Source organism: Streptomyces sp. NPDC004647 (assembly GCF_040609575.1).
In the GTDB taxonomy this organism is placed as follows: Bacteria; Actinomycetota; Actinomycetes; order Streptomycetales; family Streptomycetaceae; genus Streptomyces.
In genome coordinates this window covers 35,697-61,961 of record NZ_JBEXKU010000005.1, presented here as the reverse complement: position 1 = coordinate 61,961, position 26,265 = coordinate 35,697, and the positions used below count along the sequence as shown (strand labels likewise).

Annotated in this window: 22 protein-coding genes, 1 pseudogene and 2 riboswitches; of the genes and pseudogenes, 15 read left to right on the top strand and 8 right to left on the bottom strand. The window is 68.2% G+C overall.

Annotated features, from left to right (window positions below; translation table 11 throughout):
• Position 1 precedes the first annotated feature (1 nt).
• From ABZW18_RS03740 to ABZW18_RS03720, 5 genes are all read left to right on the top strand, one after another.
• On the top strand, positions 2-796 hold the full coding sequence (locus tag ABZW18_RS03740; protein ID WP_356181577.1) for an ABC transporter ATP-binding protein: 795 nt from the start codon (positions 2-4) through the stop codon (positions 794-796).
• On the top strand, positions 787-1,797 hold the full coding sequence (locus ABZW18_RS03735) for an ABC transporter substrate-binding protein (RefSeq protein ID WP_356181574.1): 1,011 nt from the start codon (positions 787-789) through the stop codon (positions 1,795-1,797). The genes ABZW18_RS03740 and ABZW18_RS03735 overlap by 10 nt, the downstream gene beginning before the upstream one ends.
• A gap of 132 nt (positions 1,798-1,929) precedes the next feature.
• Positions 1,930-2,023: riboswitch (cobalamin riboswitch) on the top strand.
• Between the two features lie 122 nt (positions 2,024-2,145).
• Positions 2,146-3,255: an iron ABC transporter permease gene (locus ABZW18_RS03730; RefSeq protein WP_356181571.1), complete on the top strand. Its 1,110-nt coding sequence runs from the start codon at positions 2,146-2,148 to the stop codon at positions 3,253-3,255.
• Positions 3,255-4,040 (top strand): ABC transporter ATP-binding protein, encoded by a 786-nt coding sequence (locus ABZW18_RS03725; protein ID WP_356181568.1) that lies wholly within the window; start codon positions 3,255-3,257, stop codon positions 4,038-4,040. The genes ABZW18_RS03730 and ABZW18_RS03725 overlap by 1 nt, the downstream gene beginning before the upstream one ends.
• Positions 4,041-4,049: 9 nt before the next feature.
• A complete protein-coding gene (locus tag ABZW18_RS03720) occupies positions 4,050-5,087 on the top strand; it encodes an ABC transporter substrate-binding protein (protein WP_356181565.1) in 1,038 nt (345 codons plus the stop codon).
• 755 nt (positions 5,088-5,842) lie between these two features.
• On the opposite strand, the gene ABZW18_RS03715 is transcribed toward ABZW18_RS03720, so the two are convergent.
• The 3 genes from ABZW18_RS03715 to ABZW18_RS03705 all read right to left on the bottom strand — a co-directional run bounded on the left by ABZW18_RS03715 (position 5,843) and on the right by ABZW18_RS03705 (position 9,424).
• Positions 5,843-6,613: a hypothetical protein gene (locus tag ABZW18_RS03715; RefSeq protein ID WP_356181563.1), complete on the bottom strand. Its 771-nt coding sequence runs from the start codon at positions 6,611-6,613 to the stop codon at positions 5,843-5,845.
• Between the two features lie 1,397 nt (positions 6,614-8,010).
• A complete protein-coding gene (locus ABZW18_RS03710; protein ID WP_356181560.1) occupies positions 8,011-9,129 on the bottom strand; it encodes a UDP-N-acetylmuramate dehydrogenase in 1,119 nt (372 codons plus the stop codon).
• A 37-nt stretch (positions 9,130-9,166) separates the two neighbouring features.
• Positions 9,167-9,424 carry a hypothetical protein gene (locus ABZW18_RS03705; RefSeq protein WP_356181557.1) on the bottom strand — a complete coding sequence of 86 codons (258 nt, stop codon included), beginning with the start codon at positions 9,422-9,424 and terminating at the stop codon, positions 9,167-9,169.
• 82 nt (positions 9,425-9,506) lie between these two features.
• Between ABZW18_RS03705 and ABZW18_RS03700 the strand changes: the two are divergent.
• Positions 9,507-10,301: pseudogene (locus ABZW18_RS03700) on the top strand (short-chain dehydrogenase); the annotation flags it as partial.
• Between the two features lie 111 nt (positions 10,302-10,412).
• Here ABZW18_RS03700 and ABZW18_RS03695 read toward each other — a convergent pair.
• The 4 genes from ABZW18_RS03695 to gcvT form a co-directional block, all read right to left on the bottom strand.
• Positions 10,413-11,795, bottom strand: a complete 1,383-nt coding sequence (locus ABZW18_RS03695) for an L-serine ammonia-lyase (protein ID WP_356181554.1) — start codon at positions 11,793-11,795, stop codon at positions 10,413-10,415.
• Positions 11,796-12,007: 212 nt separating this feature from the next.
• On the bottom strand, positions 12,008-13,270 hold the full coding sequence (gene glyA / locus ABZW18_RS03690) for a serine hydroxymethyltransferase (RefSeq protein WP_356181551.1): 1,263 nt from the start codon (positions 13,268-13,270) through the stop codon (positions 12,008-12,010).
• Between the two features lie 60 nt (positions 13,271-13,330).
• On the bottom strand, positions 13,331-13,708 hold the full coding sequence (gene gcvH / locus ABZW18_RS03685; protein WP_356181548.1) for a glycine cleavage system protein GcvH: 378 nt from the start codon (positions 13,706-13,708) through the stop codon (positions 13,331-13,333).
• A gap of 122 nt (positions 13,709-13,830) precedes the next feature.
• Positions 13,831-14,961, bottom strand: coding sequence for a glycine cleavage system aminomethyltransferase GcvT (gene gcvT / locus ABZW18_RS03680; RefSeq protein WP_356181545.1), 1,131 nt, complete (start codon positions 14,959-14,961; stop codon positions 13,831-13,833).
• Positions 14,962-15,121: 160 nt separating this feature from the next.
• A riboswitch (glycine riboswitch) is annotated at positions 15,122-15,235 on the bottom strand.
• 145 nt (positions 15,236-15,380) lie between these two features.
• Between gcvT and ABZW18_RS03675 the strand changes: the two genes are divergently transcribed.
• On the top strand, positions 15,381-16,106 hold the full coding sequence (locus ABZW18_RS03675; protein WP_356181751.1) for an AAA family ATPase: 726 nt from the start codon (positions 15,381-15,383) through the stop codon (positions 16,104-16,106).
• Positions 16,107-16,181: 75 nt separating this feature from the next.
• Here ABZW18_RS03675 and ABZW18_RS03670 read toward each other — a convergent pair whose 3' ends face one another.
• A complete protein-coding gene (locus tag ABZW18_RS03670) occupies positions 16,182-16,835 on the bottom strand; it encodes a hypothetical protein (RefSeq protein WP_356181543.1) in 654 nt (217 codons plus the stop codon).
• A 223-nt stretch (positions 16,836-17,058) separates the two neighbouring features.
• Between ABZW18_RS03670 and ABZW18_RS03665 the strand changes: the two genes are divergently transcribed.
• The 8 genes from ABZW18_RS03665 to ABZW18_RS03630 all read left to right on the top strand — a co-directional run bounded on the left by ABZW18_RS03665 (position 17,059) and on the right by ABZW18_RS03630 (position 26,139).
• Positions 17,059-17,853 carry an enhanced serine sensitivity protein SseB gene (locus ABZW18_RS03665; RefSeq protein ID WP_356181540.1) on the top strand — a complete coding sequence of 265 codons (795 nt, stop codon included), beginning with the start codon at positions 17,059-17,061 and terminating at the stop codon, positions 17,851-17,853.
• Positions 17,854-18,088: 235 nt separating this feature from the next.
• Positions 18,089-18,889, top strand: coding sequence for an enhanced serine sensitivity protein SseB C-terminal domain-containing protein (locus ABZW18_RS03660; RefSeq protein ID WP_356181749.1), 801 nt, complete (start codon positions 18,089-18,091; stop codon positions 18,887-18,889).
• A 356-nt stretch (positions 18,890-19,245) separates the two neighbouring features.
• On the top strand, positions 19,246-20,244 hold the full coding sequence (locus ABZW18_RS03655) for an ABC transporter permease (RefSeq protein WP_356181537.1): 999 nt from the start codon (positions 19,246-19,248) through the stop codon (positions 20,242-20,244).
• 66 nt (positions 20,245-20,310) lie between these two features.
• On the top strand, positions 20,311-22,068 hold the full coding sequence (locus ABZW18_RS03650) for an ABC transporter substrate-binding protein (protein ID WP_356181535.1): 1,758 nt from the start codon (positions 20,311-20,313) through the stop codon (positions 22,066-22,068).
• Between the two features lie 130 nt (positions 22,069-22,198).
• A complete protein-coding gene (locus ABZW18_RS03645) occupies positions 22,199-23,212 on the top strand; it encodes an ABC transporter permease (RefSeq protein WP_356181532.1) in 1,014 nt (337 codons plus the stop codon).
• A gap of 74 nt (positions 23,213-23,286) precedes the next feature.
• The gene (locus ABZW18_RS03640) at positions 23,287-24,345 is read left to right on the top strand and encodes an ABC transporter ATP-binding protein (protein ID WP_356181747.1); all 1,059 of its coding nucleotides are present in this window, start codon (positions 23,287-23,289) and stop codon (positions 24,343-24,345) included.
• Between the two features lie 17 nt (positions 24,346-24,362).
• A complete protein-coding gene (locus ABZW18_RS03635; protein WP_356181529.1) occupies positions 24,363-25,454 on the top strand; it encodes a dipeptide ABC transporter ATP-binding protein in 1,092 nt (363 codons plus the stop codon).
• A 25-nt stretch (positions 25,455-25,479) separates the two neighbouring features.
• Positions 25,480-26,139, top strand: a complete 660-nt coding sequence (locus ABZW18_RS03630) for a trimeric intracellular cation channel family protein (protein WP_356181526.1) — start codon at positions 25,480-25,482, stop codon at positions 26,137-26,139.
• Positions 26,140-26,265: the final 126 nt, after the last annotated feature.

Below are 26,265 nucleotides of genomic sequence, written 5' to 3'. Positions count from 1 at the left end.
GATGGATCTGACGCTTGACGGGCTCTCGGTGGTGACCGACGGCAAGAGCCTGGTGCGTGACCTGTCGCTGGAGGTGGAGAGCGGTCAGGTCGTGGGCTTGGTCGGCCCGAACGGAAGCGGGAAGTCCACCGCTCTCAGGTGCGTGTACCGGGCGCTGCGCCCGAGCTCCGGCACCGTGCGGGTGGGCGGGGAGGAACTCTCCCGCCTGACGATGCGTCGGAGCGCGCAAGTCATCGCGGCCATGACCCAGGACGGTGCCGTCGACCTCGACTTCACGGTCGAGGAGGTCATCGCGCTGGGACGCACGCCCCACGTGCAGGGCAATCAGGTGCTCAGCCGGCGGGAGCGGGACCTGTGCGAGCGGGCGATGGACCAGCTCGACATCCGCCACCTCGCCCGGCGCGGAGTCCTCACGCTGTCGGGCGGAGAACGCCAGCGCGTTCTGATGGCCCGCGCCCTCGTCCAGGAACCGAAGATCCTGGTGCTGGACGAGCCGACCAACCACCTCGACGTGCGCCACCAGGTCGAGCTCCTCTCGCTCTTGCGAGGCTCTGGACTCACCGTCCTGGTCGTGCTGCACGACCTCAATCTCGCCGCGGCCGCCTGTGACCGGCTCGGTGTGCTCTCCCAAGGGCGCCTGCTGGCGACCGGCACACCCGAGGACATTCTCACCACCGAACTGGTCGACGACGTATTCGGTGTCAAAGCCAGCATCATTTCCCACCCGCTGACGGGCGATCCGCAGTTGCTGTATTCACTCACCCCCGTTGAAAGGCACATCACGTCATGCCCATAACCCGATCGCTCGGCTCGGTGCGGCAGCGCACCGCCCTCGGATCCGCGCTCGCGGCCACGCTGCTGCTCAGTGGCTGTGGAGCCGAGGTCGAGTCGGACGCCAAGGAATCCGAGAAGGTCACCGTCAAGCGATGCGGTGAGCCGGTCGAATACAGGACCCCGAAGCGAGTAGTCGCGTACGAGGGCGGCAGTGCGGACAAGCTGTTCAGCCTGGGGCTGACCGACCACGTGCACGGGTACGTGATGCCGCCGGCGAACCCGCCCGTGAGCGAGTCCCCGTGGGCGTCCGAGTACGCCAAGGTGAAGATGCTCGGCGACGATCTCCTGAACAAGGAACTCGTCGCGGACGCCAAGTCGGATTTCGTCGTGGCGGGTTGGAATTCGGGCTTCAGCGATCAGCGGGGCATTACCCCGAAGATCCTGGACAAGCTCGGGATCCAGAGCTTCATGCACACCGAGAGCTGCTTCAACTACCCGAAGTACCCCGAGAAGAAAACTCCGTTCGAGGCCCTGTACGCCGACCTCGAGCGGCTCGGCCGGATCTTCAAGGTCGAGGACAAGGCGGACAAGGTCGTAGGCGGTCTGAAGAAGCGCGTGGAGGCCGTCGAGGCAAAGGCGCCCAAGGGCGATCCTGCGTCGGTCTTCCTCTATGACTCCGGCACCGACCAGCCTTTCACCGCGGGCAACCAGGTTCCGCCCAACGACATCATCAAGACCGCCGGAGGCAAGAATATCTTCGACGGCCTCGACCAGCGGTGGACACAGGTGAACTGGGAGTCCGTCGCAAAGGCCGAACCCGAAGTCATCATGATCCTCGACTACGGTGACCTGCCCGCGAAGAAGAAGATCGACTTCTTGAAGAAGTCCCCCCACACCAAGGAGCTTCCCGCGGTCAAGAAGAACAACTTCTTCATCCTCGACTACAACGAGGGCATCAGCGGGCCGCGCAACATCGACGGCTTGGAGAAGTTCGCGAAGTACCTGGGCTCGCGCGAACGCTGATCATGCCGCACCGGCGTCAGGGCCGTGCTCCGGCACGGCCCTGACGCGTGGCCCGGCGTGCGCGGCGCGGTGCACCGCCGGTCCCCTGGCCGGCGCACCGCCCGGAGCGCGCTAGGCTGCAAGCGCCCCGCGGGGGAAGTCCGGTCGAAGTCCGGCGCTGACCCGCAACGGTAGGCGGAGCGATGGTCCTGACACAGGTCCCGTCGCCCCGCAAGCCCGATTACCCGCGGCGGCGAATGCTCCTGTCAACTCGCCGTGGACTGCGAGAGGGTGCTGCGCCGGGCGCACCGCGTCACGGGCCGCTCCTTGCCCCGTAGGTGCACGGCCCGAGGCGAAGGCGATCCGCCCGTGGCCGTACCGGTCGAACGCAGCAGCACTGCCGCGCCGCCCCCCGCCCGAACGGGCGCCGGGCCCGCGCCGCCCGGACGAGTCCCCCTGCCACCCCTCCTCACAGCCCTCTGTGCCGCGCTGGTGCTCTCCCTCGCCTGTGGGGCGGGGATCGGGGCTTCCGGGCTCTCCTGGGGAGAGGTGCTGGGGTACCTGTGGTCGGGGCTGACGGGCGGAGCGATAGCCCCCGACGAGGTCCCGGCGTACACCATCGTCTGGGAACTGCGCCTACCGCGGGCCCTGCTCGCCGCGGTCGTCGGAGCAGGGCTCTCGGCCATCGGCGCCGCCGTGCAGGCCATGGTGCGCAACGCCCTCGCCGACCCGTTCGTCCTCGGCATCTCCTCGGGCGCGGCCGTCGGCGCCAACGCTGTCCTCCTCTTCGGGGCGCTGGGCGCGCTCGGCATCTGGGCGCTCTCCACCGCGGCCTTCCTCTTCGCGCTCCTCGCCATGACGCTGGTGTACGCGATCGCTCGCACCGCTCGTGGTCTGACCCCGTTGCGGCTCGTCCTCACGGGCAGCGCGATGTCCTACGGCTTCTCGGCCGTCACCACGTTCATGGTGTTCGCGGCCGAGCGCGGTGAGGCGGCGCGCTCCGCGATGATGTGGCTGCTCGGCAGCCTCGGTGGGGCCAACTGGGCGTCCCTGCCGATCGTCTCGGTCGTCGTGCTCGCCGGCCTCGCCCATCTCGGGCTGTCGGCGCGCCGCCTGAACGCCCTCGCCATGGGCGACGAGACCTCGGCCGCGCTGGGCGTGGACGCGGGGCGGCTGCGCAAGGAGCTGTTCCTGGTCTCCGCGGCCGTCACCGGGGCGGTCGTCGCGGTCAGTGGTGCCATCGGTTTCGTCGGGCTGATGGTGCCGCACGCCGTACGGATGCTGGTCGGCGCGGACCACCGCCGAGTGCTGGCCGTCGCGCCACTGGCGGGTGCTGTCCTGCTGATCTGGGTGGACATCCTCTCCCGGATCGTGCTGGCGCCGACCGAGCTACCGGTCGGCGTGCTGACCGCGGTCATCGGCGTGCCGTGCTTCGTTCTGCTGATGCGCCGCCGCGGCTACACCTTCGGAGGCGCTTGATGCGGATCGACATCGATGACCTCACGGTCGAGATCGCGGGTACGCGGCTGGTGGAGGACGTCACGCTGCGGGTGGGCGGCGGGCAGCTGGTCGGGTTGGTCGGTCCGAACGGCAGTGGCAAGTCCACCCTGCTGCGTTGCGTCTACCGGGCGCTCCGCCCCTCGGCCGGGACGGTCCGGCTCGGCGGGGAGGACCTGCGGGCGATGAGCACGCGGGAGGGTGCCCGCCGGCTGGCCGCGCTTCCCCAGGAGGCGGTCGCCGAGTTCGACTTCACGGTCACCGAGGTCGTGGCGATGGGGCGGCTGCCGCACCAGCCGGCGGCGGCCCGGACCACAGCCGAGGACCGGCGGGCGTGCGAGGCCGCACTGGCGCGGGTCGGCGCGGACCACCTCGCGGACCGTGGCTTCCTCACCCTCTCCGGCGGGGAGAAGCAGCGGGTCCTGATCGCCCGCGCGCTCGCCCAGCAGCCGCGCGTACTCGTGCTCGACGAGCCCACCAACCACCTCGACATCGCACAGCAGTTGGAGATGCTGAACCTGGTGCGCGGCAGCGGCCTGACCGTGTTCACCGCGCTGCACGACCTCAACCTCGCGGCGGTCCACTGCGACCTGCTCTACGTGATCGAGCACGGCCGGATCGTCGCCTCGGGCGTTCCGTACGACGTGCTGACGCCCGAACTGCTGGCCGATGTCTTCGGCGTACGGGCGCACCGCGTTCCGCATCCCGAATCCGGGGCCGTGCAACTGCTCTTCGACCGTCTGCCTCCTGCTCAGCCCGCCTCGTAAGGAGCCACCATGCCCCATCTCGTACGCCCCGCCGCTCTCGTACGCCACGCCACTCTCGCGCTCGCCGCGGCTCTGGCGCTCACCGGCTGCGGCGCCGAGGTCACCTCCCGAGGCGGAGGGGACGGCGGCGCGCAGTCCGGTGGCCACTATCCGGTGACCGTCGAGAACTGCGGCCGGAAGAAGACCTATGACAAGGCCCCTGGGCGCGTGGTCACCAATGATGTCGGCATCACCGAGATCATGTTCGCGCTCGGCCTGGAGCACCGCATGGCGGGCTACGTGATGCCGGACGACAGGGGCGATCTCGACTCCGTCCCGTGGAAGGACGGCTATCGGAAGACGACGTGGCTCTCCAAGAAGACGATCAACAAGGAGCTGGTCCTCGGCGCCCGCGCCGATCTGGTTTTCGCAGGCTGGAACTACGGATTCAACGAGGGGGAGGGCTTCACGCCCGCTGAGCTGGACAGGGTCGGTATCGGCTCGTATCTGCTGTCCGAGTCCTGCCGCAACGGGCGCGGCAAGGCGCGTGGCGTGATGCCGCCGCTCGAAGCGCTCTACACCGATCTGCGGAACCTGGGGAAGATCTTCGACGTCGAGGACCGTGCCGAAGCGCTGATCGCGAAGTTTCGAGGGCAGGTGACCGCAGCGCAGGCGAAGGCCCCCAAGGGCAGCGACCGGCCCCGGGTCTTCCTCTACGACGACGGCCGTGACAGGCCGCTGACCTCGGGTGCGTATGCCGGGCCGCACGACATCATCACCAAGGCGGGCGGCGACCACGTCATGAAGGACCTCAAGGACAGCTGGACGACCGTCGGTTGGGAGACCATCGTCGAGCGCGACCCCGAAGTGATCGTGATCAACGACTACGGGGACACCAGCGCCGAGCAGAAGAGAAAGTTCCTGACGTCCTATCCGCCGCTTGCGGACGTCTCGGCCATCAAGAACAACCGGATCGTCGTCCTCGACTACGCGGACCTGGTGGAGAGCCCGCGCAATCCCGCGGCCGTCGCTTCGCTCGCCGCAGATCTGCGGAAGCTGAAGCGATGACCGAAAGCAGAATTCATGATGGCCTGCCTCGGCCATCGCCGCTGTCATCGTGCCAAATGACGTGGCAGAGCTGACCGGGAGCCTTGGTCGGTGCCTGTTTTCTGACCGAGGGACGGCTTTCGGCCGAAATCCGGAAACCCGGATACCCGGATACCCGGATTGTGGATGAGGGATCCGTCCTGGTCGAGGAAAGCCAGTTCTTGGACAGGTGTGCCCTTGGACCACCCTCTCCCGCGGGCGGTCCAGGGGCACGCCTGACAGCAGGCCTCGGGTCAGGGTCGGACCAGCACCTGCCGCGTACCGTTGAGCTGATCAGTACTGCAGGTACAGAAGAAGCACGACCGGCTCACCACCGTGCTGCTGGCCCAGCAACTCGGCCATAGCGCCGAAAACATGCGTCCGGGATGTCGGGTCTTCGCAGGGGCGGTGGGAATGAGGACGTCGATGCACCGGTTCCAACTCGGCTGTCCCATGTCCGGTAATTGATCCGGTTGCCCTTGAGACGCTCAGGAAGAGCCGACCGTAATTGGCTTCCGCTGCCGAGCTTCGAGTGGTGTCGTCGGTGTCTCGGGGTGCGCAACGGGAGCTGAACTCGACCGACGGAAAGCGCCGGAGATGCTCATGGGCGCGGAGCGCGAGGTTGGTCGAGAGGGTCACATTGCGGGTCTTACCGCCCTTGGGGAGGCAGAAGTACGGCCGCCCCTTCGAGTCCCATCGCAACTGCCCCCACCCTCAGCTGTGCGGGATCAGCGCTCTCAGTAAGTAACGCCCTGGCGCACTACCGACGAGAAGCACCACCGCAGCCAGAGAGTCGACTCAATGTCCCAGTACGGGGCAGCGGTCACACCGTGCTCAGTGAAGAACTGGAATCCCTGCGTCGCGACGATCGCCCGCAGGGTCATGTGGACACCACTGTAGTGCTGGGCCGCCTTATTCCAGTCCGGGTAGATGATTCCACCGTCTACCCGGGCGTACCGCACGACGAATTCAGCCCAGCTACGAGCTGAGGTAATTTCTAAGACCGAGGCTTCCTTTCTCACCTCTACCTGCCAACTGTGCCATGGCAGCGGATGTAGATCCGATCCGTAATAGGGGTTGAGATACGTCTGCCACATGCTGTCACCGCGCTGAGTCGCTGTCGCCGTATACAGACCAAGGTTGAATGGTTTCGTGCTCGGCGAAAGATCGGCGGTCTCTGCTGCCTCGACGAAGCATGACCTGTCCAAAGTCGCAGACGTACCAATCCACCGCTGCCGATCCCGACGCAACGGCCCTTCGGCAAGTCCTTTTTCTCTCTGCGCGATATCCTTGAGCAGTTGGCATCTATGAGTTACGTCGTCGGCATCGTCCGGAGTGAGAACAGCCGCGCCGTCGGACTCAGCGGCCATCTCCGTATTGGTATAGAAGCTCATCACCGAGACGAAATGTTCAAGTTGCGGATCAGCAGTGGACGCGCTAGCGGGCACAGGGGGGGAATCGAGTTCTGCCACCCGGTCCCTGAGGATTCGGATTGCTGGATCACTCATAGAAGCCTTCCCTTCCCTGTGCCCACCATGATCACCTCGCAGGCGGCAGGCTGCCGTCAGCAGGTGATCGAAACCACGCTTCCGAATCCGGATCCGGAGCCGCTCGGCGGGGTGTAACCGGCTGGGAAGTCCACGACGTAGGACATCCATCCCTGATAGTTCGCGTTTGAGCACCTAACGGCTGCATTGTTCTTTGCGGACGCGGAACCGTAGACGTTCTTCGACCCGGAGTCCTTGACGAGGTTACCATTCCGGTACAGGGCTGCACGGATGGCTATACGCGTGACGGGCTTTGTGCATTTCATCGTCACGACTACGTTGACCGTGCCGTTGACGTGGCTTGAGTTATGCGGCTTCTGCACCTGCGGTGTACAGGTGATTGTGTCCGCTGGCTGCAGGTGCCCCGTGGACTTGCTAGCTGTTACGGAGGCCGGTACGACAGTTGCCCGATTAACTGTGAGATGGGGGGCAGCAATCGCTTCTGACGTCTCGTTCGGAGGTGCGGACTGAGCGTTCGCCGGGCTGCCCATGAAGGGCAATGCCAGCCCCGCTAACGCAGCCAAGGACGCCAAAATCCTTCCGCGCTTCATAGATCCCCCTCGCAACCTGCGAAACCACACCAGGACCTTCCCGGTGCACCGCAAGTCATCGCCAGCACCGAAGATATCTGCGACTCACAGCAAATAGCCACCGCCACAGCCGTGCTGGAGCGGGATTGGCCAGATATCGAGGGGGCTCATGCACTCATGTACGCCTTCTCGCTACTCGGAAAGGTAGGGCCAACTGCGCAGTTGGATCCATGGCCCATCCACTTCAGGAGAGCACCGTCTTGGCTTAATCTCCCAGTCGCGCGAGTCGGCGTCTCAGCATGAAAACGATGCACCCAGATCGCATTCATGCGAGGAATGCGAGCATCCGGATTGCGGCTGTCCACAGGTAGGTCATGAGATCCACAAGTGAGGGCGTCGACGTGCCCGGACGTCCGGGTGATCGCAAAGTCTCACGAACTTGGATCGATGCTGGCCAGTTGAGTCCGAGTCAGCGGCTGCTTGAAGGGATGGCATCTCAGGAGGCCGGCGGAGATGCTGGTGTGACCGGCGGCGCGGACTTGGTTGATGGCGAAGTGCGGAGGGCGGTCATGTTCTCCGGGCCGTGTCCGGTGCGGACTTTGGAGGCGTCCTCGTGGAAGATGAGACAGGATTTCTCAGCACTCGATGACGTTCACCGCGAGCCCGCCCCGCGCCGTCTCCTTGTACTTGACCTTCAGGTCGACAGCGGCCAGAGCTCTGCTGTCTCTGATGGGCCGGTGCTTGTGTGGCCTGCCGCCTGAGGCTCTTCAGCAGGGCCCGGGCCGCGTGCCTGAGAAAGCGTAGCCGGGTGCATGCGTCGCGCCGAACTCACGGCTCACTGACGGGTACGGCGGACCGGGACCTTGAGGCTCTGTCCGTGAGGGGACCCGCCGGGAGCGGTTCCCAATCGCCCAGGAAGTCGATCTCGGGTGAGAGCACAACGCCTGTGCGCTCAAGGACTTGGCAGCGCACGATGTCGATGCCGGAGGCGAATCCGGCGGCAGTAGCGCCCTCGTCGGCGACCAGGGTGTAGTGGCGGGAGGAGATGCGCACCCCGCCGGTGACCGGGCTGCCGAGCGTGAAGCCCGCCTCCCCGATGAGCCAGCTCGCACTCACTCTCGTCGAACCGTCGGGGAAGCGGTTCACCGGTGCGTTGCGTGCCCGCAGGACTTCGGCCTGGGCGGGCGGGATATCCGGGCTGAGGAACACACTGCCCACCGAGCGACTGTCGCGACCGGCGGTAGCCAGCACCATGCCCTTGCCGTCGCGGACCGCGCGCACGGCACGAGCCGCCTCGGCTTGCGGAACGCGGCTGCCGATCGGTACGTCGAGCTCGGTGGCGACCTGCCGGTAGTCGATGGGCGCGCTGAGCGCGGAACGGCGCAGAGCGAACACCAGGCTCAGCAACGTCCAGCGCCGGAACCGCTTGAAGACGCTGGTGCGGTGGCCCAGCCGGCACTGTGCCGCCGACAGGGTGACGGGGCGGTTCAGCCGCCAGTCCCAGGCCCGTACCTCGACCAGGGTGTCGGAGATCTCCTGGCCGTACGCGCCTACGTTCTGCACCGGAGTAGCCCCGGTCGTACCGGGAATGCCGGTGAGCATCTCCATGCCGGTCAGGCCCTCCGCGATGGACGTGTCGACCACGTCCGCCAGGGAGTGCCCGGCCTGCACTTCCAGGAGCACTCGGTCGTCGTCCCGGTCTTCGCGGAATCGGATGCCTCGGTTGGCCATCCGCAGGACGGGAGAGGAACAACCGGCGTCGTGCACCACGGCGTTGCTACCCAGGCCAAGGATGGCGAGCGGGCCGCGGTGACCGATGGCCGACTCCACATACTCCACGAGCTCGGGGAAATCCGTGGCGTCGTGCAGCTCGACGAGCGCCGCAGTCGGCCCGCCGACGCCCAGCGTGGTCAGCGGGGCGAGCGGTGCCCCGGGAATGACGTGCATATGATCCGCTGCTCCTCTTCGTGCGCTTTCTCCGGGCTCAGGGGAGCGCGGTGGCGGTACGGCAACCTGTGACGCGAAGAAGGTCCAGTTTCCCCGCGTCGCTGCTTCCGGTCGCTGCCGTGTAGGTGACCATGCGCAGGTCCGCGCCGGGGACGATGAGGACGTCGCAGTCGAGCAGGATATCGCCGATCTCCGGATGCCGGATCGTCTTCCGGTCGGTCGTGTGCTGGGTGGCGGCCGTCTGCGTGGCCCAGTGATGAGCGAAGACGTCGGATACTCCTCGCAGTTCCCTCACGAGACGATCGAGCTGGGCGTCCTCCGGCGCACAACTCGCTGCGGAACTCGCCACGGGCGGGCACACGGTCTCGTACGTCGCGGCGGACCTCGGCTCGCTGGAGAGCGTCCGCTCGGCCGCCACCGAGATCCGCGACCGGCTCGATAGCGGTGACCTGCCGCCGCTGCGCGGCTTCGTGGGCAACGCGGGAATGCAGTACACCAACGCACTGACCGAGGGACCCGACGGGTTCGAGGCCACCTTCGCCGTCAACGTGCTCGCCAACTACCTGTTCGTTCGCCTGCTCCAGGACCGCTTCGCCGCTCCCGCCCGGATAGTGATCACCGCCAGTGACACCCACTTCGGCGACTTCAAGCACAACTTGGGCATGGTGCCCGGCCCGGCCTGGAAGTCCCCGGAGGTCCTGGCCCGCACGGGCGCCTTCCCCAAGCCGGATACCGCGGTCGCCGGGCGTACCGCGTACTCGACGAGCAAGCTGGCCGCCATCTACCTCGTGCACGAGTACGCGCGCCGCCTGCCGGCCGGGATCGACGCCGTCGCCTACAACCCGGGCTTCGTCCCCGGCACCGGCCTTGCCCGCAACGCCGACCCCCTCTCCCGGTTCGCGATGCGGCGCATCCTGCCGGTGATGACCCTCACCCCGTTCGCCACCAGCCGCAGTGCCGCGGGGCGCTACCTCGCCGACGTCGTCCTCGGCACGACCAAGGCGCCGACCGGCTCCTACGTCGACCGCAGCCGTGCGGACCGCTCGTCGGAGGAGTCCTACGACGAGCGGCGCGAAGGCGAACTCTGGGATGCCGCCGAACGGTTCACCGCGGCGTACGCTGCCAGGGCGGATGCGCTCTCAGGTGACGTGACGAGCGGTTCACCCCGATAGATCGAGCAGCGACCGAATGGCCCGACTGGAAGCAGTGAACGCGACTCCGTGCAGACGGGGAAGCCCGTGACAGCGCCCAAAGATGAGAAACGCCTGGTCAGGTGTGCTTTCTCAGCACTCGATGACGTTGACCGCGAGCCCACCCCGCGCCGTCTCCTTGTACTTGACCTTCATGTCCGCGCCCGTCTCCTTCATGGTCTTGATGACCTTGTCGAGAGACACGTGGTGCCGGCCGTCGCCGCGCAGCGCCATACGGGCCGCCGTCACGGCCTTCACGGAGGCCATGCCATTGCGCTCGATGCACGGGATCTGGACCAGGCCGCCGACCGGGTCGCAGGTCAGGCCGAGGTTGTGCTCCATGCCGATCTCGGCGGCGTTCTCGACCTGCTCCGTACTGCCGCCCAGGACTTCCGCCAGGCCCCCGGCCGCCATCGAGCAGGCCGAGCCGACCTCGCCCTGGCAGCCGACCTCGGCGCCGGAGATCGAAGCATTCTCCTTGAAGAGCATGCCGATGGCGCCCGCGGCGAGGAGGAAGCGGACCACGCCCTCCTCGTCGGCGCCCGGCACGAAGTTGGTGTAGTAGTGCAGGACGGCCGGGATGATCCCGGCCGCGCCATTGGTGGGCGCGGTGACCACGCGGCCGCCCGCCGCGTTCTCCTCGTTGACCGCCATCGCGTAGAGGGTGATCCACTCCATCGCGTGGGCCGTCGGATCGCCCTCGGCGCGCAGCTGGCGGGCGGAGTTCGCGGCGCGGCGGCGGACCTTCAGGCCGCCCGGGAGGAGGCCTTCGCTCGACATGCCGCGGGAGACACACGCCTGCATCACCCGCCAGATCTCCAGCAGGCCCTCGCGGATCTCCTCCTCGCTGCGCCACGCCTTCTCGTTCTCGAGCATCATGGCCGAGATCGACAGTCCGCTCTCCCGGGAGAGCCGCAGCAGCTCGTCGCCGGTACGGAAGGTGTACTTCAGCTCCGTGTCGTCGAGCTTGATCCGGTCCTCGCCGACGGCGTCCTCGTCGACGACGAAGCCGCCGCCCACCGAGTAGTACGTCTTCTCCAGCAGCGGCGCACCGGACTCGTCGTAGGCGAAGAGGGTCATGCCGTTGGCGTGGTACGGCAACGAGCGGCGGCGGTGCAGGATCAGCTGGGCCGACGCGTCGAAGTCGATCTCATGCGCCTCGCCGATCTCCGCGGCGAGCAGCCGCAGGCGCCCGGTGCGGCGGATGCGGTCGATCTCGTCGTCGGCCGTCGCGACGTCGACCGAACGCGGCGAGTGGCCCTCGAGGCCGAGCAGGACCGCCTTGGGGGTGCCGTGGCCGTGGCCGGTCGCGCCGAGCGAGCCGAACAGCTCCGCCCGGACCGAGGCCGTCTGCGCGAGGAGCCCCTCCTTCTTGAGGCGCCCGACGAAAATCCGTGCGGCGCGCATCGGGCCGACCGTGTGCGAGCTGGACGGCCCTATGCCAATGGAGAAGAGGTCGAAGACGGAGATGGCCATGGTGGCGGACTCCCGCGGTTCACCCCGCGTGGCGGGGAGTGGACCGCCCGGCTGCGTTCGCGGTCAGCGAGGGCAACGGGGTGGCTGTGGATGGATCTGAACGCTTGGGACAGATTGGAACAAATATGGACGTATTGCGGAATCGGGGCGGGGAGTGGGTGTCACACGCCTGTCGCCCCGATTCCGTACCTCGTCGCTACTTCACGTTGTTGCTACTTCAGGCCGGGGTACAGCGGGTGCTTCTCGGCCAGCGCGGTCACGCGGGCCTTGAGCGCCTCCGTGTCGTACGACGGCTTCAGCGCCTCGGCGATGATGTCCGCGACCTCGGCGAAGTCCTCCGCCCGGAAGCCGCGGGTGGCCAGTGCCGGGGTGCCGATCCGCAGGCCCGAGGTGACCATCGGGGGCCGCGGGTCGTTCGGGATGGCGTTGCGGTTGACGGTGATACCCACCTCGTGGAGGCGGTCCTCTGCCTGCTGCCCGTCCAGCTCGGAGTTACGCAGGTCCACCAGAACCAGATGGACATCCGTGCCACCGGACAGCACCGAGACGCCTACCTCGCCCACATCGGACCTGGTCAGCCGCTCGGCCAGGATCTTCGCGCCCTCCAGCGTGCGCTGCTGGCGCTCCTTGAACTCCTCGGTCGCCGCCACCTTGAACGACACGGCCTTCGCCGCGATCACATGCTCCAGAGGGCCACCCTGCTGACCGGGGAAGACCGCCGAGTTGATCTTCTTCGCCAGCTCGGCCGTCGACAGGATCACGCCACCGCGCGGGCCGCCCAGCGTCTTGTGCGTGGTCGTGGTCACCACATGCGCGTGCGGCACCGGCGACGGGTGCAGACCCGCGGCCACCAGGCCCGCGAAGTGCGCCATGTCGACCATCAGATACGCGCCGACCTCGTCGGCGATCCGCCGGAAGGCCGCGAAGTCCAGCTGCCGCGGGTAGGCCGACCAGCCCGCGATGATCAGCTTCGGGCGGTGCTCCTTGGCGAGGCGCTCGACCTCGTCCATGTCGACCTGGTTGGTCCGCTCGTCGACGTGGTAGGCGGCGACCTTGTAGAGCTTGCCGGAGAAATTGATCTTCATACCGTGGGTCAGGTGCCCGCCGTGGGCGAGATTCAGACCCAGGATGGTGTCTCCGGGGGAGAGCAGGGCGACCATCGCGGCCGCGTTCGCCTGCGCGCCCGAGTGCGGCTGTACGTTCGCGTGCTCCGCGCCGAACAGCGCCTTGATCCGGTCGATCGCGAGCTGCTCGATGACATCGACGTGCTCGCAGCCGCCGTAGTAGCGGCGGCCGGGGTAGCCCTCGGCGTACTTGTTGGTGAGCACCGAGCCCTGTGCCTCGAGGACGGCGGCCGGAGCGAAGTTCTCCGAGGCGATCATCTCGAGGGTGGACTGCTGACGGTGCAGCTCGGCGTCGACCGCGGCGGCGACGTCCGGGTCGAGCTCGTGCAGGGACTGGTTGAGAAGCGACATCGGGATCCCGTTCAGGTGGGGCGCTCGGGGCGCATCCTTGGAAGGGCGGTGTGGGCGGTATCAGTTGCCGGTGAACGCGGTGTATTCGTCGGCGGACAGCAGATCCGCCGGCTCGTCACTCACCTTCACCTTGAACAGCCAGCCGCCCTCGAACGGGGCGGAGTTCACCAGCGCGGGGTCGTCCACGACGTCCTGGTTGATCTCGGTGACCTCGCCGGAGACCGGCGCGTACAGGTCGCTCACGGACTTCGTCGACTCGAGCTCGCCGCAGGGCTCGCCCGCGGTGACGGTGTCGCCGACCTCCGGTAGCTGGACGAAGACGACGTCACCGAGGGCATCGGCGGCGTGCGAGGTGATGCCCACGGTCGACACACCGGCCTCGGCGGCGGTGAGCCACTCGTGCTCCTTGCTGTAACGCAGCTGCTGGGGGTTGCTCATGACCTGATTCTCCTGGATACGGGGGCGTGCTCTGCTACGTGGTCTTGAAAGATGGGACAGGCGTGACGAGAGATACGCGACAGACAGGCGGGGGCCCGTCGGCGGTCTGCACAGCTTGTAGATCAGCGCTGCCGCTTGTAGAAGGGCAACGCGACGACCTCGTACGGCTCGTTGCTGCCGCGGATGTCCACCGCGACTCCCGCCGTCCCCGGCTCCGCGTGGGCGGCGTCCACATAGGCGATGGCGACCGGCTTGCCGAGCGTTGGCGAGGGCGCGCCCGACGTGACCTCGCCGATCACCGTTCCGGACGCGGCGTCGACCACGCCGTACCCGGCGCGCGGCACCCGGCGGCCCGAGGCGATCAGGCCGACCAGCTTGCGCGGCGGGGCCTCCTCGGCTCGCTTCGCCGCCGCCTCCAGGGCCTGGCGCCCCACGAAGTCGCCGCCGTTCGTGGTCTTCTCGAACTTCACGACCCGCCCCAGACCCGCGTCGAACGGCGTCAGCGACGTGGTCAGCTCGTGCCCGTACAGCGGCATGCCCGCCTCCAGGCGCAGCGTGTCCCGGCAGGACAGCCCGCACGGCACCAACCCGCGGTCCGCGCCCGCCTCGGTCAGCGCCTGCCACAGGGCCTCGGCGTCGCCCGGGGAGACGAAGAGCTCGAAACCGTCCTCGCCGGTGTAGCCCGTACGGGCGATCAGCGCGGGCACTCCGGCGACGGTGCCGGGCAGGCCCGCGTAGTACTTCAGCCCGTCCGGATCGGCATCGGTCAGCGACTTCAGGATGGCCGCGGACTCGGGGCCCTGGACGGCGAGCAGCGCGTACGCGTCCCGGTCGTCCCGTACGGCCGCGTCGAAGCCGGCCGCACGCTCGGTCAGCGCGTCGAGCACCACCTGGGCATTCGAGGCGTTGGCCACGACCATGAACTCCAGCTCGCCGAGGCGGTAGACGATCAGGTCGTCCAGGATGCCGCCCTCGGCGTTGCAGATCATGGTGTAGCGGGCGCGGCCGGGGGCGAGCGCCGAGAGATTGCCGACCAGCGCGTAGTCCAGCAGCTCACCGGCCTGGGGGCCGGTCAGGGTGATCTCGCCCATGTGGGAGAGGTCGAAGAGTCCGGCGCGGGTACGGACCGCGATGTGCTCGTCGCGCTCACTGCCGTAGCGCAGGGGCATGTCCCAGCCCGCGAAGTCGGTCATGTTCGCGCCCAGCGCGCGATGCAGGGCATCCAGCGCGGTGCGGCGTGGTGCATCGGTCATGTTTCAGGCTCCCTGGCACGGGTGGCGAGGCTGGCGTCGGAAAGAACACAGCCTCCCCATCTGTCATCGGAACCTGAGAGGTTCGCCACGACCCCGCATCGGGGTCATGGCTTGCACCTTGGGTGGGACCGCACTGCGGCGGCCCGCTTTTCAGATGTGCCTAGTCCACGCGGTACGGGGCCTGAGAGATTCAAGGGAGGACTTGCTCCTTCGGCGCCCCGGCGTCCGGCACAGCGGCCGGTCCGGTATCCGGGGACTCTCCCGCGCGGGTTCAAGCGGCCGGTATGGAGTTGGCGCCGACATCATTGCACGCCTGTGACACGTTCGGCAGTCAGGACCGGAGGTAAGGCGGTTGTATGGCATTACCTTTTCTTGAAACTCTGCGCGCACGGGCCGCAGTGACCGGACCTGGAAGGACGATCACGGTGCAGAGATATGGAATGTACGCGACAACGTCGGCGGTCGGGTCGGGCCGTGTCCTGGGCGCCCTGCCCCAGCAGCCCCAGCAGCCGGAGCCGCCGATGCATGCCGTACCGCCGGTCGTCAGGCCGGGACGGTGCGCCCCCGCAACCGATCTGCGGGGAACCGACGCACGCGAGCTGCGCTACCCCGCCGGGGATGTGGTGGTCGTCTCCGGGCTGCCGGGCAGTGGCAAGAGCACCTTGATCAAGCGGGCCACCGCAGGCCTGGACGCCGGCGGCGGAGCCGTCCGCCGGATCGACTCGCAGGACACCCGGGACCGCTGGGAGCAGCGGCTGCCGGCCCTGCTGCCGTACGCCCTCTACCGGCCCCTGGTCCGGGTCGCCCACTACGCCGGGCTGGCCCGGGCGCTGCGCTCGGGCGGCAGCGTCGTCGTGCACGACTGCGGCACGCTCGGCTGGGTGCGCGGCTGGCTGGCGCGCGACGCCCGCCGCCGGGGCGGATCTCTGCACCTGGTGCTGCTGGACGTACCGCCGGAGGTCGCCCTGGAGGGCCAGGCCTCGCGGGGCCGGGGGGTCTCCGGATACGCCTTCGCGCGGCACCGCCGCGCGGTGCGCCGGCTGGTCGCGGATGCGGAGGGCGGGCGGCTGCCCGGCGGCTGCACCTCGGCCGTGCTGCTGGACCGCAGGGCCGCGAGCGCATTGAACGGCATCGGCTTCGAGTAGCCGACGGGATCCGCTCTGCCCTCCGCATCACTACGAGACAACTACTACGAGACAACTACGGGACAACTTCGAGCGTTACTGCATGAACGCGGCGGGCGACTCGCTCTGCACTGTCGAGGACTGCGAGGTGCTCGAGACCGCGGGCGGGTTCTGCAGTACGGAGAGGCTCGGCGCCGGCAGTCCGCCGCCGACCACGGTGCCGATGATCAGGTCGGTGACGGCGTCGATGACATCCTGAAGGGCTGCCGCGATCGCCGCCGGGTCGCCGGTGGCGATGGCCGCGAGCAGGGCGTTGATCGCGGCCAGCAGGTCCTCGATGGTCTTGACCTGGAGCTGCTGGGCCTGCTCGGTGGCCTGGTTGCTGCCGGCCGAGCCGTTGACGCCGTCCGCGGACTGCGGAGCGGCGGCCTTGAGCTCCTCGAGCGCCTTCTTGGCCGCGTTGGCGTGCCGTGCCGCTTCGGTGGCGGACAGTTTGCCGTCCGGCGCCTTGAGGACGGCCGAGAGGAGTTCGTGAACGGGCTGGAGGGCGCCGTTCAGCTCCCCGAGCGCCTCGTTCTGCCGCTCCAGGGCCTCGGAATTGGGGACGGGAGCCTTGAGCGCGGCCTTTACGTCGGCGGAGCGGGCGGGGGCGTTGTCCGCCGCGGCGACGGCGGCACCGCCGCTGACGCACAGGAGAGCGCCGCATGCGATGGACGCGATCAGAATGCTGGTCTTGCGGTTTATGGGCATGGCACTGCTTCCCTTTCGATGGTGCGAGTGGGTACGACCCGTCCACCGTGCAAAGGGCCAGCACGGAGCGCAACTTGACGCATACGGAGAGTGGCGACTGGAATGTCGGGATTCTCTGCTCTGGTCTGCGCTTTCGTCACAGATTCGGGCAGCCCCCGAGGGCACCTGGAGCTGCAGCCGTTAGGGTGCGTGTGCAGTACGGAGGAAACGGTGGTGGGGACCGATGAGTTTGACCGAGCAGACGGAGCAGCACGGGTACTCCTTGCCTCCCGGCGGAGTGCCGTCCGGTGGTTTTCCGGGCAACGAACTGGAGGAGGTGCTCGCCGCCTCCCTCGGGGTGGCCGGCGCCGGTCACCGGCTGGTCGAGGTGCTCGGCCGCAGCCATGTGTGGGTGCCGCTGCCCAACGGCGGCAGCCGCGAGAGCCGTGACCTGGATCTGCCCACCGTGGAGATCGACGGCGCCGCGTACGTCCCCGTCTTCAGCTCCGAGCGGCAGTTCCTCCAGGTCGTCGGAGCCCATATGTCCTTCACCGTCGCGCCCGCCCGCGACTTCGCCCGCGGTCTGCCGCCGCAGCTTGGCATCGCGGTCAACCCGGGAGGTGCGGTCGGCATCCCCCTGCCTCCCCCCGCCGTCGCCGAACTGTGCCGGATGGGCCGCACGGAGCTCGACAGCGCGGCCGGCGGTGCCCGGGTACGCCTGTTCGAGCCCGACTGGCAGGACGAGCCGGTCGACTTCCTCGCCGCGGCGGCCGGGGAGTTCGCCGTCACCGGTCTCGTACGGACCGCCCGCCGCGTCCTCGCCAGCGTCGAGGGCGACGCCCCCGCTCTCTTCGTCGGGGTCGAACTCGTGCGCAACGAACCGGAGGACCGGGAGAGCGTGATGAACGCGCTCGGACGGGCGCTCGGCGCGGTGCCGCTGCCCTGGCCCGTACAGCTGGTGCTGCTGGACATCGCGCGGGACCCGGTCGGCGACTGGATGCTGGAGCGGGTGCGGCCGTTCCACACCGCGGAGCGCTGAACAGCGACCGCGCCTACGGAACCCGGGCCGCGAGGGCGTCCGCTTTCGGACTCGTAAGCTGGTTGGATAACCGGGCGGGGCGCGCACGATGCCCCCGGAGCGGGTGCCGAGAGACCGAAAGAAAGGGCGGAGCCACGTGAGCGGCCCGAGCAGGGGGGCGGAGCGCCGCGACTCGTTCGAGGGTGGCGGTGGGCGGCAGGACGGCAGCACCGCGACGGCCGGAGCTGTCGAGCAGATGCTGCAACAGGTGACGCCCGGACGGTACGACGCCTACGAGGCGCTGCTGCGCACCCTCGCGGAGGGCAGCGTCTGGATGCTGCTCTGGCACGGCCAGGCGGGGTCGCCGGACGCCCAGTACGGGAACATGGAAGTCGACGGCCTGGGCTACGCGCCCTGCGTCACCTCCGCCCAGGAGCTCGCGGCCAGTGGCTGGAACCGGGCCCATGAAGTGGTCACCGGCTGGGAAGTGGCGACCTCTCTCTTCCCCGACCGCTGGGGCCTCTGGCTCAATCCGCACGCCCCCGGCGGCGGCGTCGGTATCCCCTGGCTCGACCTGCGGCGGATTGCCACCGGCCTGGACCGGCTGCCGGCCGGCCCGCTGCGGCTCTCCGAACCCTCCATCGAGATCGCCCAGTTCTACGCGCTGCTGACGCAGAACGCCCACCGCACCCCCGCTGTCCGCTCCTTGCGCCGCGCCTGGGTGCAGCCGGTGCTCGGCGCGCCCTATCTCGCCATCGGCCTGGATCTGTACGACACGAGCCCGCCGGCCGTGGAGTCGGTGCGGGTGATGATGCAGCAGTCGATCGGCGCCGTGCCGGACGGGTTGCCGGTGTCGACCGTCGCGATGTCGGACGAGTACGACCCGGTGGCGATGTGGATGCGGAACGGCGCCCGGCCCTTCTTCGACCGTGATGCCTTCGGCGCGGCCGGTGCGCCGCCCGCCGTCCCGCCCGCCACCGGTTACGGCTATCCGCCCGCAGGGGGGACTCCCGGCGCGCACGGCAGGCAGCCGGGCGCCGCTCCACGCCCGTACTGACCCTCTTCGGGCCCGTCCAGCATGCGGACGTCTTTCGGGCAATGTCCGGGCGGGGCGCGGGTCGTTGGTCATTCCTTTGCCAAATTGAGGGAATCCGGGGCGTTTTGCGGGCCCAACTCACCGCCCTGCCCGCCGCTCTGAAATCCGCTCAGCCGCACCTCCTGTCCGTATAACGGCAGACTCCAGGCCAGATCACAGTTGCGCATACTTTCCCTGGGAGGTCTGGCGGCTGATCGCAAACGCGATGAAGACTCACGTTCGCCGGGCCACGGGCCCTTGTGCGATGTGAAATTCATAGCCGCCACAGCGGCAGGTCGTGGGTCGGCTACCGCCGACCGAGAGGGGTCAAACGCACCGTGACCGCACCGATCGAGACCACCGGGGCGGAAGCCGAGGCGCAGCCCGAGGCTGTCCTCACCGGGGTCAAGCAGAGCCAGATCGAGGGTCGTTCCCTCGGCCGGATCGCCTGGATGCGCTTCAAGCGCGACAAGGTGGCGATCGCCGGCGGCATCGTGGTGCTGCTCCTGGTCCTCCTCGCCGTGCTGTCCAAGCCGATCCAGAGTCTCTTCGGGCTCGACCCGAACGCGCTCAACCAGGACCTCGTCGACCCCCAACTCCTGGCCCCCAAGGGCGGCTGGGGCGGGATGAGCTGGGACCACCCGCTGGGCATCGAGCCCGGCCTCGGCCGTGATCTGCTCGCCCGCATCATCGAGGGCTCCTGGGTGTCGCTGCTGGTCGCCGCCGGAGCCACGCTGCTCTCCGTCGTCATCGGCACGATCCTGGGCGTGATCGCCGGCTATTACGGCGGTTGGGTCGACAGCATCATCAGCCGGATGATGGACACCTTCCTGGCCTTCCCGCTGCTGCTCTTCGCCATCTCCATCTCGGCGGCCCTGCAGGACGGCGCCTTCGGTCTGGAGGGCCTGCCGCTGCGGATCAGCGTGCTGATCTTCGTGATCGGATTCTTCAACTGGCCCTATATGGGCCGCATTGTCCGCGCACAGACCCTCAGCCTGCGCGAGCGGGAGTTCGTTGAGGCGTCGCGGAGCCTCGGTGCCCGGGGACCGTTCATTCTCTTCCGCGAACTGCTGCCCAACTTGGTCGCGCCGATCCTCGTCTACTCGACGCTGCTGATCCCGACCAACATCCTGTTCGAGGCCGCGCTGAGCTTCCTCGGTGTCGGTATCGCACCGCCGCAGGCCTCCTGGGGCGGCATGCTCACCAGTGCGGTGGACCTGTACGAGGTCGATCTGCAGTACATGATCGTGCCCGGCATGGCGATCTTCATCACCGTGCTGGCCTTCAATCTGCTGGGCGACGGGCTGCGAGATGCCCTCGACCCTCGCAGCAAGTAACGGCGCCCCGACATGAGCACCGTGAGCACCGCGCCGTACCAATCGATAGAGGGGGCTTTCCTCAGCATGAGAACCAAGAAAGCGACAGCTGTCCTGGCGACAGCCATCGTGCTGGCGCTGAGTGCGTCCGCTTGCGGCGGCTCGAACGACAGCAAGGACGGCAACGGCGGGAACGCCGCGGCCGACGCCGCGCTCGAGTCGGTCGTGAACAAGTCCGACGAGAAGGGCGGCACGGCCGTCTTCGAGCACTCGGACGTGCCGGACTCCCTGGACCCGGGCAATACGTACTACGGCTGGGTGCAGAACTTCTCCCGCCTGTACGGCCGCAGTCTCACGAGCTTCAAGCCGGCCGCGGGCAAGGAAGGCCTCGAGGTCGTCCCGGACCTGGCGGAGGGGCTGGGCAAGCCCAGCGCGGACGCCAAGACCTGGACGTACAAGCTGCGCAAGGGTGTGAAGTTCGAGGACGGCACCGCGGTGACGTCCAAGGACGTGAAGTACGCGATCGAGCGCAGCAATTTCGCCCCGGAGGCGCTGTCGCACGGCCCGACCTACTTCAAGGCGTACCTCGAGGGCGGCGACAAGTACAAGGGCCCGTACAAGGACAAGTCGAAGGAGGGGATCAAGTCCATCGAGACCCCCGACGACCAGACCATCACGTTCAAGCTGAGCAAGCCCTTCGCGGACTTCGACTACCTGGCGACCTTCTCCCAGACGGCCCCGGTGCCGCAGAAGAAGGACAAGGGCGCCGAGTACGTGAAGAACATCGTGTCCTCGGGCCCGTACAAGTTCCAGTCGTACAACGAGGGCCGCAGCGCGACCCTGGTGCGCAACCCGGAGTGGGACCCGAAGACGGACCCGGTCCGCAAGGCGCTCGCGGACAAGATCACCTTCAAGTTCAAGGTGAACCCGACCACGGTCGACCAGCACCTGCTGAGTGACGACATCACGGTCGACGCCGCCGGCACCGGTCTGCAGACGAAGACCCAGCCGAAGATCCTGTCGAAGCCCAGCGAGAAGAAGAACACCGACAACCCCTACGCCGGTGCCACCTCCTACCTCGCGATGTCGACCAAGGTGAAGCCGTTCGACAACGCCGACTGCCGCAAGGCCGTGCAGTACGGCATCGACAAGGCGTCGGTGCAGCAGGCGCTCGGCGGTGACGCGAAGGGCGATGTCGCCTCCACGCTGCTGCCCCCGTCGGTCAACGGCTACAGCAAGTTCGACCTGTACCAGACCGAGGGCAACAAGGGTGACGTGGCCAAGGCCAAGGAGCACCTGAAGAAGTGCGGTAAGCCGAACGGCTTCAACACCACGCTGACCGCGCGCTCCGACCGTCCGGACGAGGTCCAGATGGCCACCGCCATCCAGGCGTCGCTCGGGAAGATCGGCGTCAAGGCCAAGATCCAGCAGTTCCCCTCGGGCAAGTACTTCGCCAACTTCGCCGGTGTGCCGAGCTATGTGCACGAGCACAAGATCGGTCTGATGATGATGGCGTGGGGCGCCGACTGGCCGACCGGCTTCGGCTTCCTGGACCAGATCGTCAACGGCTCGGCCATCAAGCCGTCGGGTGGCAACAACCTGATGGAGCTGGACGACCCGAAGATCAACAAGGCGCTGTCCGACGGAATCGCCAACACCGACGACGCCGCCCGCACCAAGGCGTGGGGCGAGGTCGACAAGCTGGTCATGGAGAACGCCTCGGCCGTGCCGCTGATCTACCGCAAGAACCTGCTGTACCGGCCGGCGTCGGCGACCAACGTCACGGTCACCCAGGCGTACCTCGGCATGTACGACTACCTGCTGATCGGCTCCTCCAAGAAGTAGCCGCGTCCGCCGACCCGTATCCCCCGGGGGGAGACCCCCGGACCCCCGCATAGCCCGAAAGGCAGGTGAAGGCTCCGGAGTCCGCCGGGCCTGGTGACCCCAGGCCCGGCGGACCCGGCGCCGCTCGGCTGTGGCTGCGTACATCATCCGACGCGTGTTCGCCGCGGTGCTGCTGCTGCTGGTGGTCAGCGCAGTCACCTTCGCGATCTTCTTCCTCGTCCCGCGACTGGGCGGTCAGACCGTCGACCAACTCGCCACCCAGTACGTCGGCAAGGACGCCAATCCGGAGTCCATTGCCGCGGTCAAGCGGAACCTCGGCCTCGATCAGCCGATCATTCTCCAGTACTGGGACTTCATCAAGGCGATCGTCTCCGGCGCCACGTACCACTTCGGCCCGGAAGCCTCGGTGTGTCACGCACCGTGCTTCGGCTACTCCTTCAAGGACCACATCGAGGTGTGGCCCGAGCTCACCCAGCGTATTCCGGTCACCTTCTCGCTGGCCATCGGTGCCGCGGTGATCTGGGTGATCTCCGGTGTGGCCATCGGCGTCCTCTCGGCGCTGAAGAAGGGCACGTTCTTCGACCGGCTCGCGATGACCGTCGCGCTCGCCGGCGTCTCCCTCCCGATCTTCTTCACGGGCATGCTCGGGCTGGCGGTGTTCACCGTTCAGATACCTGTCTGGGAAGACGGCATCAACTTCGTGCCGTTCTCGGAGAATCCGGGCGAGTGGGCCTGGAACCTGCTCATCCCCTGGTGCTCGCTCGCCTTCCTCTACTCCGCCCTGTACGCCCGGCTCACCCGGGCGGGCATGCTGGAGACGATGGGTGAGGACTACATCCGCACCGCGCGGGCCAAGGGCCTCAAGGAATCCAAGGTCGTCACCAAGCACGGCCTGCGGGCGGCGCTCACCCCGATCGTCACCATCTTCGGTATGGACTTCGGCCTGCTGCTCGGCGGCGCGGTCATCACCGAACAGGTCTTCTCCTTCCAGGGCATGGGCGCCTACGCCGTGCAGGCGGTCAAGGACGCCGACCTGCCGATCGTCATGGGAGTGACCCTGGTCGCCGCCTTCTTCATCGTCTTCTGCAATCTGCTGGTGGACCTGGTGTACGCCGCCATCGACCCCAGGGTGAGGTACTCGTGAGCGAGCTCGACAAGAAGACGCAGCCAGGACCCCGGGAGGCCGCCGCTACGGGCGTCCCGGCCCCGGCGGCGGCCGTGGGCGAGCCGGTGGCCGGCCGGCCCGCCGGCCCTGACGAGGCCTTCCTCTCGGTACGCGACCTGCGCATCCACTTCGACACCGACGACGGTCTGGTGAAGTCCGTCGACGGCGTCAGCTTCGACGTGCACCGCGGGAAGACCCTCGGGATCGTGGGCGAGTCGGGCTCCGGCAAGTCCGTGACCTCGCTCGGCGTCATGGGCCTGCACCGCTCGGCCCGGGCGAAGATCTCCGGCGAGGTGTGGCTGGACGGCGAGGAACTCGTCGCCGCCGACCCCGACCACGTACGGCGGCTCCGCGGCCGGAAGATGGCCATGATCTTCCAGGACCCGCTGACCGCCCTGCACCCGTACTACACGATCGGTGCGCAGATCACCGAGGCGTACCGGGTGCACCACGACGTCGACAAGAAGGCCGCCAAGCGGCAGGCCGTGGAGATGCTCGACCGGGTCGGCATCCCCGAGCCGTCGCAGCGGGTCAACGACTACCCGCACCAGTTCTCGGGCGGTATGCGGCAGCGCGCGATGATCGCCATGTCGCTGGTGAACAACCCTGAACTGCTGATCGCGGACGAGCCCACGACCGCCCTGGACGTCACCGTCCAGGCGCAGATCCTGGACCTCATCCGGGACCTCCAGAAGGAGTTCGGCTCCGCGGTCATCATCATCACCCACGACCTGGGCGTCGTCGCCGAACTCGCCGACGACATCATGGTGATGTACGGCGGCCGGTGCGTGGAGCGCGGTACCGCCGAGCGGGTCTTCACCGAACCCCAGCACCCCTACACCTGGGGCCTGCTGGGCTCGATGCCGCGCATCGACCGCGAGCAGACCGACCGGCTCATCCCGGTCAAGGGCACCCCGCCCAGCCTGATCAACGTCCCCAGCGGCTGCGCCTTCCACCCGCGCTGCCCGTACGCCGATGTGCCCAAGGACAACGTCACCCGCACCGAGGTGCCTGTGCTGCGTGAGACCGGCGGCGGACACTTCTCCGCCTGCCACATGACGCAGGAGGAACGGACGCGGATCTGGACCGAAGAGATTGCGCCGAAGCTGTGACCGCCAAGGACCAGGCTGTGCCTGAGGAGAACGTGACGAATCCGCAGCAGCCCGGCGGCGCCGACCGCGAGCCGCTGCTCAGGGTGGAAGGGCTGGTCAAGCACTTCCCGATCACCAAGGGCGTGCTGCGCCGCCAGGTCGGCGCCGTGCAGGCGGTCGACGGCATCAGCTTCGACGTACGGCCGGGGGAGACCCTGGGCGTGGTGGGCGAGTCGGGCTGCGGCAAGTCCACGATGGGCCGGCTGATCACCCGGCTGCTCGAACCCACCGGTGGAAAGGTCGAGTTCGAGGGCCGGGACATCACCCACCTCGGCGTAGGCAAGATGCGCCCGATGCGGCGCGACATCCAGATGATCTTCCAGGATCCGTACTCGTCGCTGAACCCGCGGCACACGGTCGGCACGATCGTCGGGGCGCCGTTCAAGCTCCAGGGCGTGCAGCCCGAGGGCGGGCTGAAGAAGGAGGTCCAGGGCCTCCTGGAGCTCGTCGGCCTCAGCCCCGAGCACTACAACCGCTATCCGCACGAGTTCTCCGGCGGCCAGCGGCAGCGCATCGGCATCGCCAGGGCGCTGGCCCTCAAGCCGAAGCTGGTCGTCGCCGACGAACCGGTCTCGGCGCTGGACGTGTCGATCCAGGCGCAGGTGGTCAACCTGCTGGACGACCTCCAGAAGGAGCTGGGGCTCACCTATGTGATCATCGCGCACGACCTGTCGGTCATCCGGCACGTGTCGGACCGGATCGCGGTGATGTACCTGGGCAAGATCGTCGAGTTGGCGGACCGGGCGTCGCTGTACGAGGCGCCGATGCATCCGTACACCAACGCGCTGATGTCCGCGGTGCCGGTGCCCGACCCCAAGCGCCGCACCGAGCGCAGCCGCATCCTGCTCAAGGGTGATGTCCCCTCGCCGATAGCGCCGCCGTCCGGCTGCCGCTTCCACACGCGCTGCTGGAAGGCGACCGAGGTGTGCAAGGGCCAGGAGCCGCCGCTGGTGGCGCTGAAGACCGGGCACCAGGTGGCCTGCCACCACCCGGAGAACGCGCCGGACCAGGCGCCGGCCGACACCCCGCTGCCGGGTGCTGCCGACGCGGCGGACCTGGGCAAGGACTGACCCCCGCGCCCGGCAGAATTGCCGGGTGCTCACCGACCTGTACACACCCTCCGTCCAGCACTCGCTCGACCTCGCCGGGATCTTCGTCTTCGCGATCTCCGGTGCGCTGCTCGCCGTGCGCAAGAACTTCGATGTGTTCGGCATCGCGGTGCTCGCCGAGGCGACCGCGCTGGGCGGAGGGGTGGTCCGCGACCTGATCATCGGCGCCGTACCCCCCGCCGCCTTCACGGACCTGGGGTACTTCCTGATGCCCCTGGTAGCGGCCGGTCTCATCTTCTTCCTGCATCCGCAGGTCGAGCGGATCAACGGCGCGGTGCTCGTCTTCGACGCTGCGGGCCTCGGCCTGTTCTGCGTCGCGGGCACCACCAAGGCGTACGAGTACGGGCTCGGGCTCACCTCCTCCGCCGTCCTCGGTGTGGTCACCGCAGCGGGAGGCGGCGTGCTGCGGGACGTCCTCGCCAACGAGGTTCCCTCGCTGCTGCGCTGGGACCGCGACCTCTACGCCGTGCCGGCGATCGTGGGCGCGACGATGGTCGCCCTGCTCATCCGTTTCGACGAACTGAACGGGGCCACCAGCGCCCTCGCCGCGGCGACCGCGTTCGTCATCCGATCCCTCGCCATGCGCTACGGCTGGCGCGCCCCCAGGGCCTGGCACCGGCGCTCCTCCTCGGCCGAGGAGGTCTGAGGGCCGCCGGGCTCCCGGGGCCGCCGGTCTTCCGGTAGCGGGTCTCGCGGGCGAGTGCGACGACCGGATCAAAGGACCGTTGGCGCCGCCGCTGCTCGCGGAATACCACGGCAAGCCGTCGCGGGA

Bases quoted from the DNA above. Each gene is read 5' to 3' on its own strand.
- ABZW18_RS03735 (WP_356181574.1), top strand. From the start codon at position 787: ATGCCCATAACCCGATCGCTCGGCTCGGTGCGGCAGCGCACCGCCCTC.
- ABZW18_RS03665 (WP_356181540.1), top strand. From the start codon at position 17,059: ATGAGTTTGACCGAGCAGACGGAGCAGCACGGGTACTCCTTGCCTCCC.
- ABZW18_RS03670 (WP_356181543.1), bottom strand. From the start codon at position 16,835: ATGCCCATAAACCGCAAGACCAGCATTCTGATCGCGTCCATCGCATGC.
- ABZW18_RS03650 (WP_356181535.1), top strand. From the start codon at position 20,311: ATGAGAACCAAGAAAGCGACAGCTGTCCTGGCGACAGCCATCGTGCTG.
- ABZW18_RS03720 (WP_356181565.1), top strand. From the start codon at position 4,050: ATGCCCCATCTCGTACGCCCCGCCGCTCTCGTACGCCACGCCACTCTC.
- ABZW18_RS03695 (WP_356181554.1), bottom strand. From the start codon at position 11,795: ATGGCCATCTCCGTCTTCGACCTCTTCTCCATTGGCATAGGGCCGTCC.
- ABZW18_RS03725 (WP_356181568.1), top strand. From the start codon at position 3,255: ATGCGGATCGACATCGATGACCTCACGGTCGAGATCGCGGGTACGCGG.
- ABZW18_RS03710 (WP_356181560.1), bottom strand. From the start codon at position 9,129: ATGCACGTCATTCCCGGGGCACCGCTCGCCCCGCTGACCACGCTGGGC.
- ABZW18_RS03660 (WP_356181749.1), top strand. From the start codon at position 18,089: ATGCTGCAACAGGTGACGCCCGGACGGTACGACGCCTACGAGGCGCTG.
- ABZW18_RS03740 (WP_356181577.1), top strand. From the start codon at position 2: ATGGATCTGACGCTTGACGGGCTCTCGGTGGTGACCGACGGCAAGAGC.
- glyA (WP_356181551.1), bottom strand. From the start codon at position 13,270: ATGTCGCTTCTCAACCAGTCCCTGCACGAGCTCGACCCGGACGTCGCC.
- gcvH (WP_356181548.1), bottom strand. From the start codon at position 13,708: ATGAGCAACCCCCAGCAGCTGCGTTACAGCAAGGAGCACGAGTGGCTC.
- ABZW18_RS03715 (WP_356181563.1), bottom strand. From the start codon at position 6,613: ATGAGTGATCCAGCAATCCGAATCCTCAGGGACCGGGTGGCAGAACTC.
- gcvT (WP_356181545.1), bottom strand. From the start codon at position 14,961: ATGACCGATGCACCACGCCGCACCGCGCTGGATGCCCTGCATCGCGCG.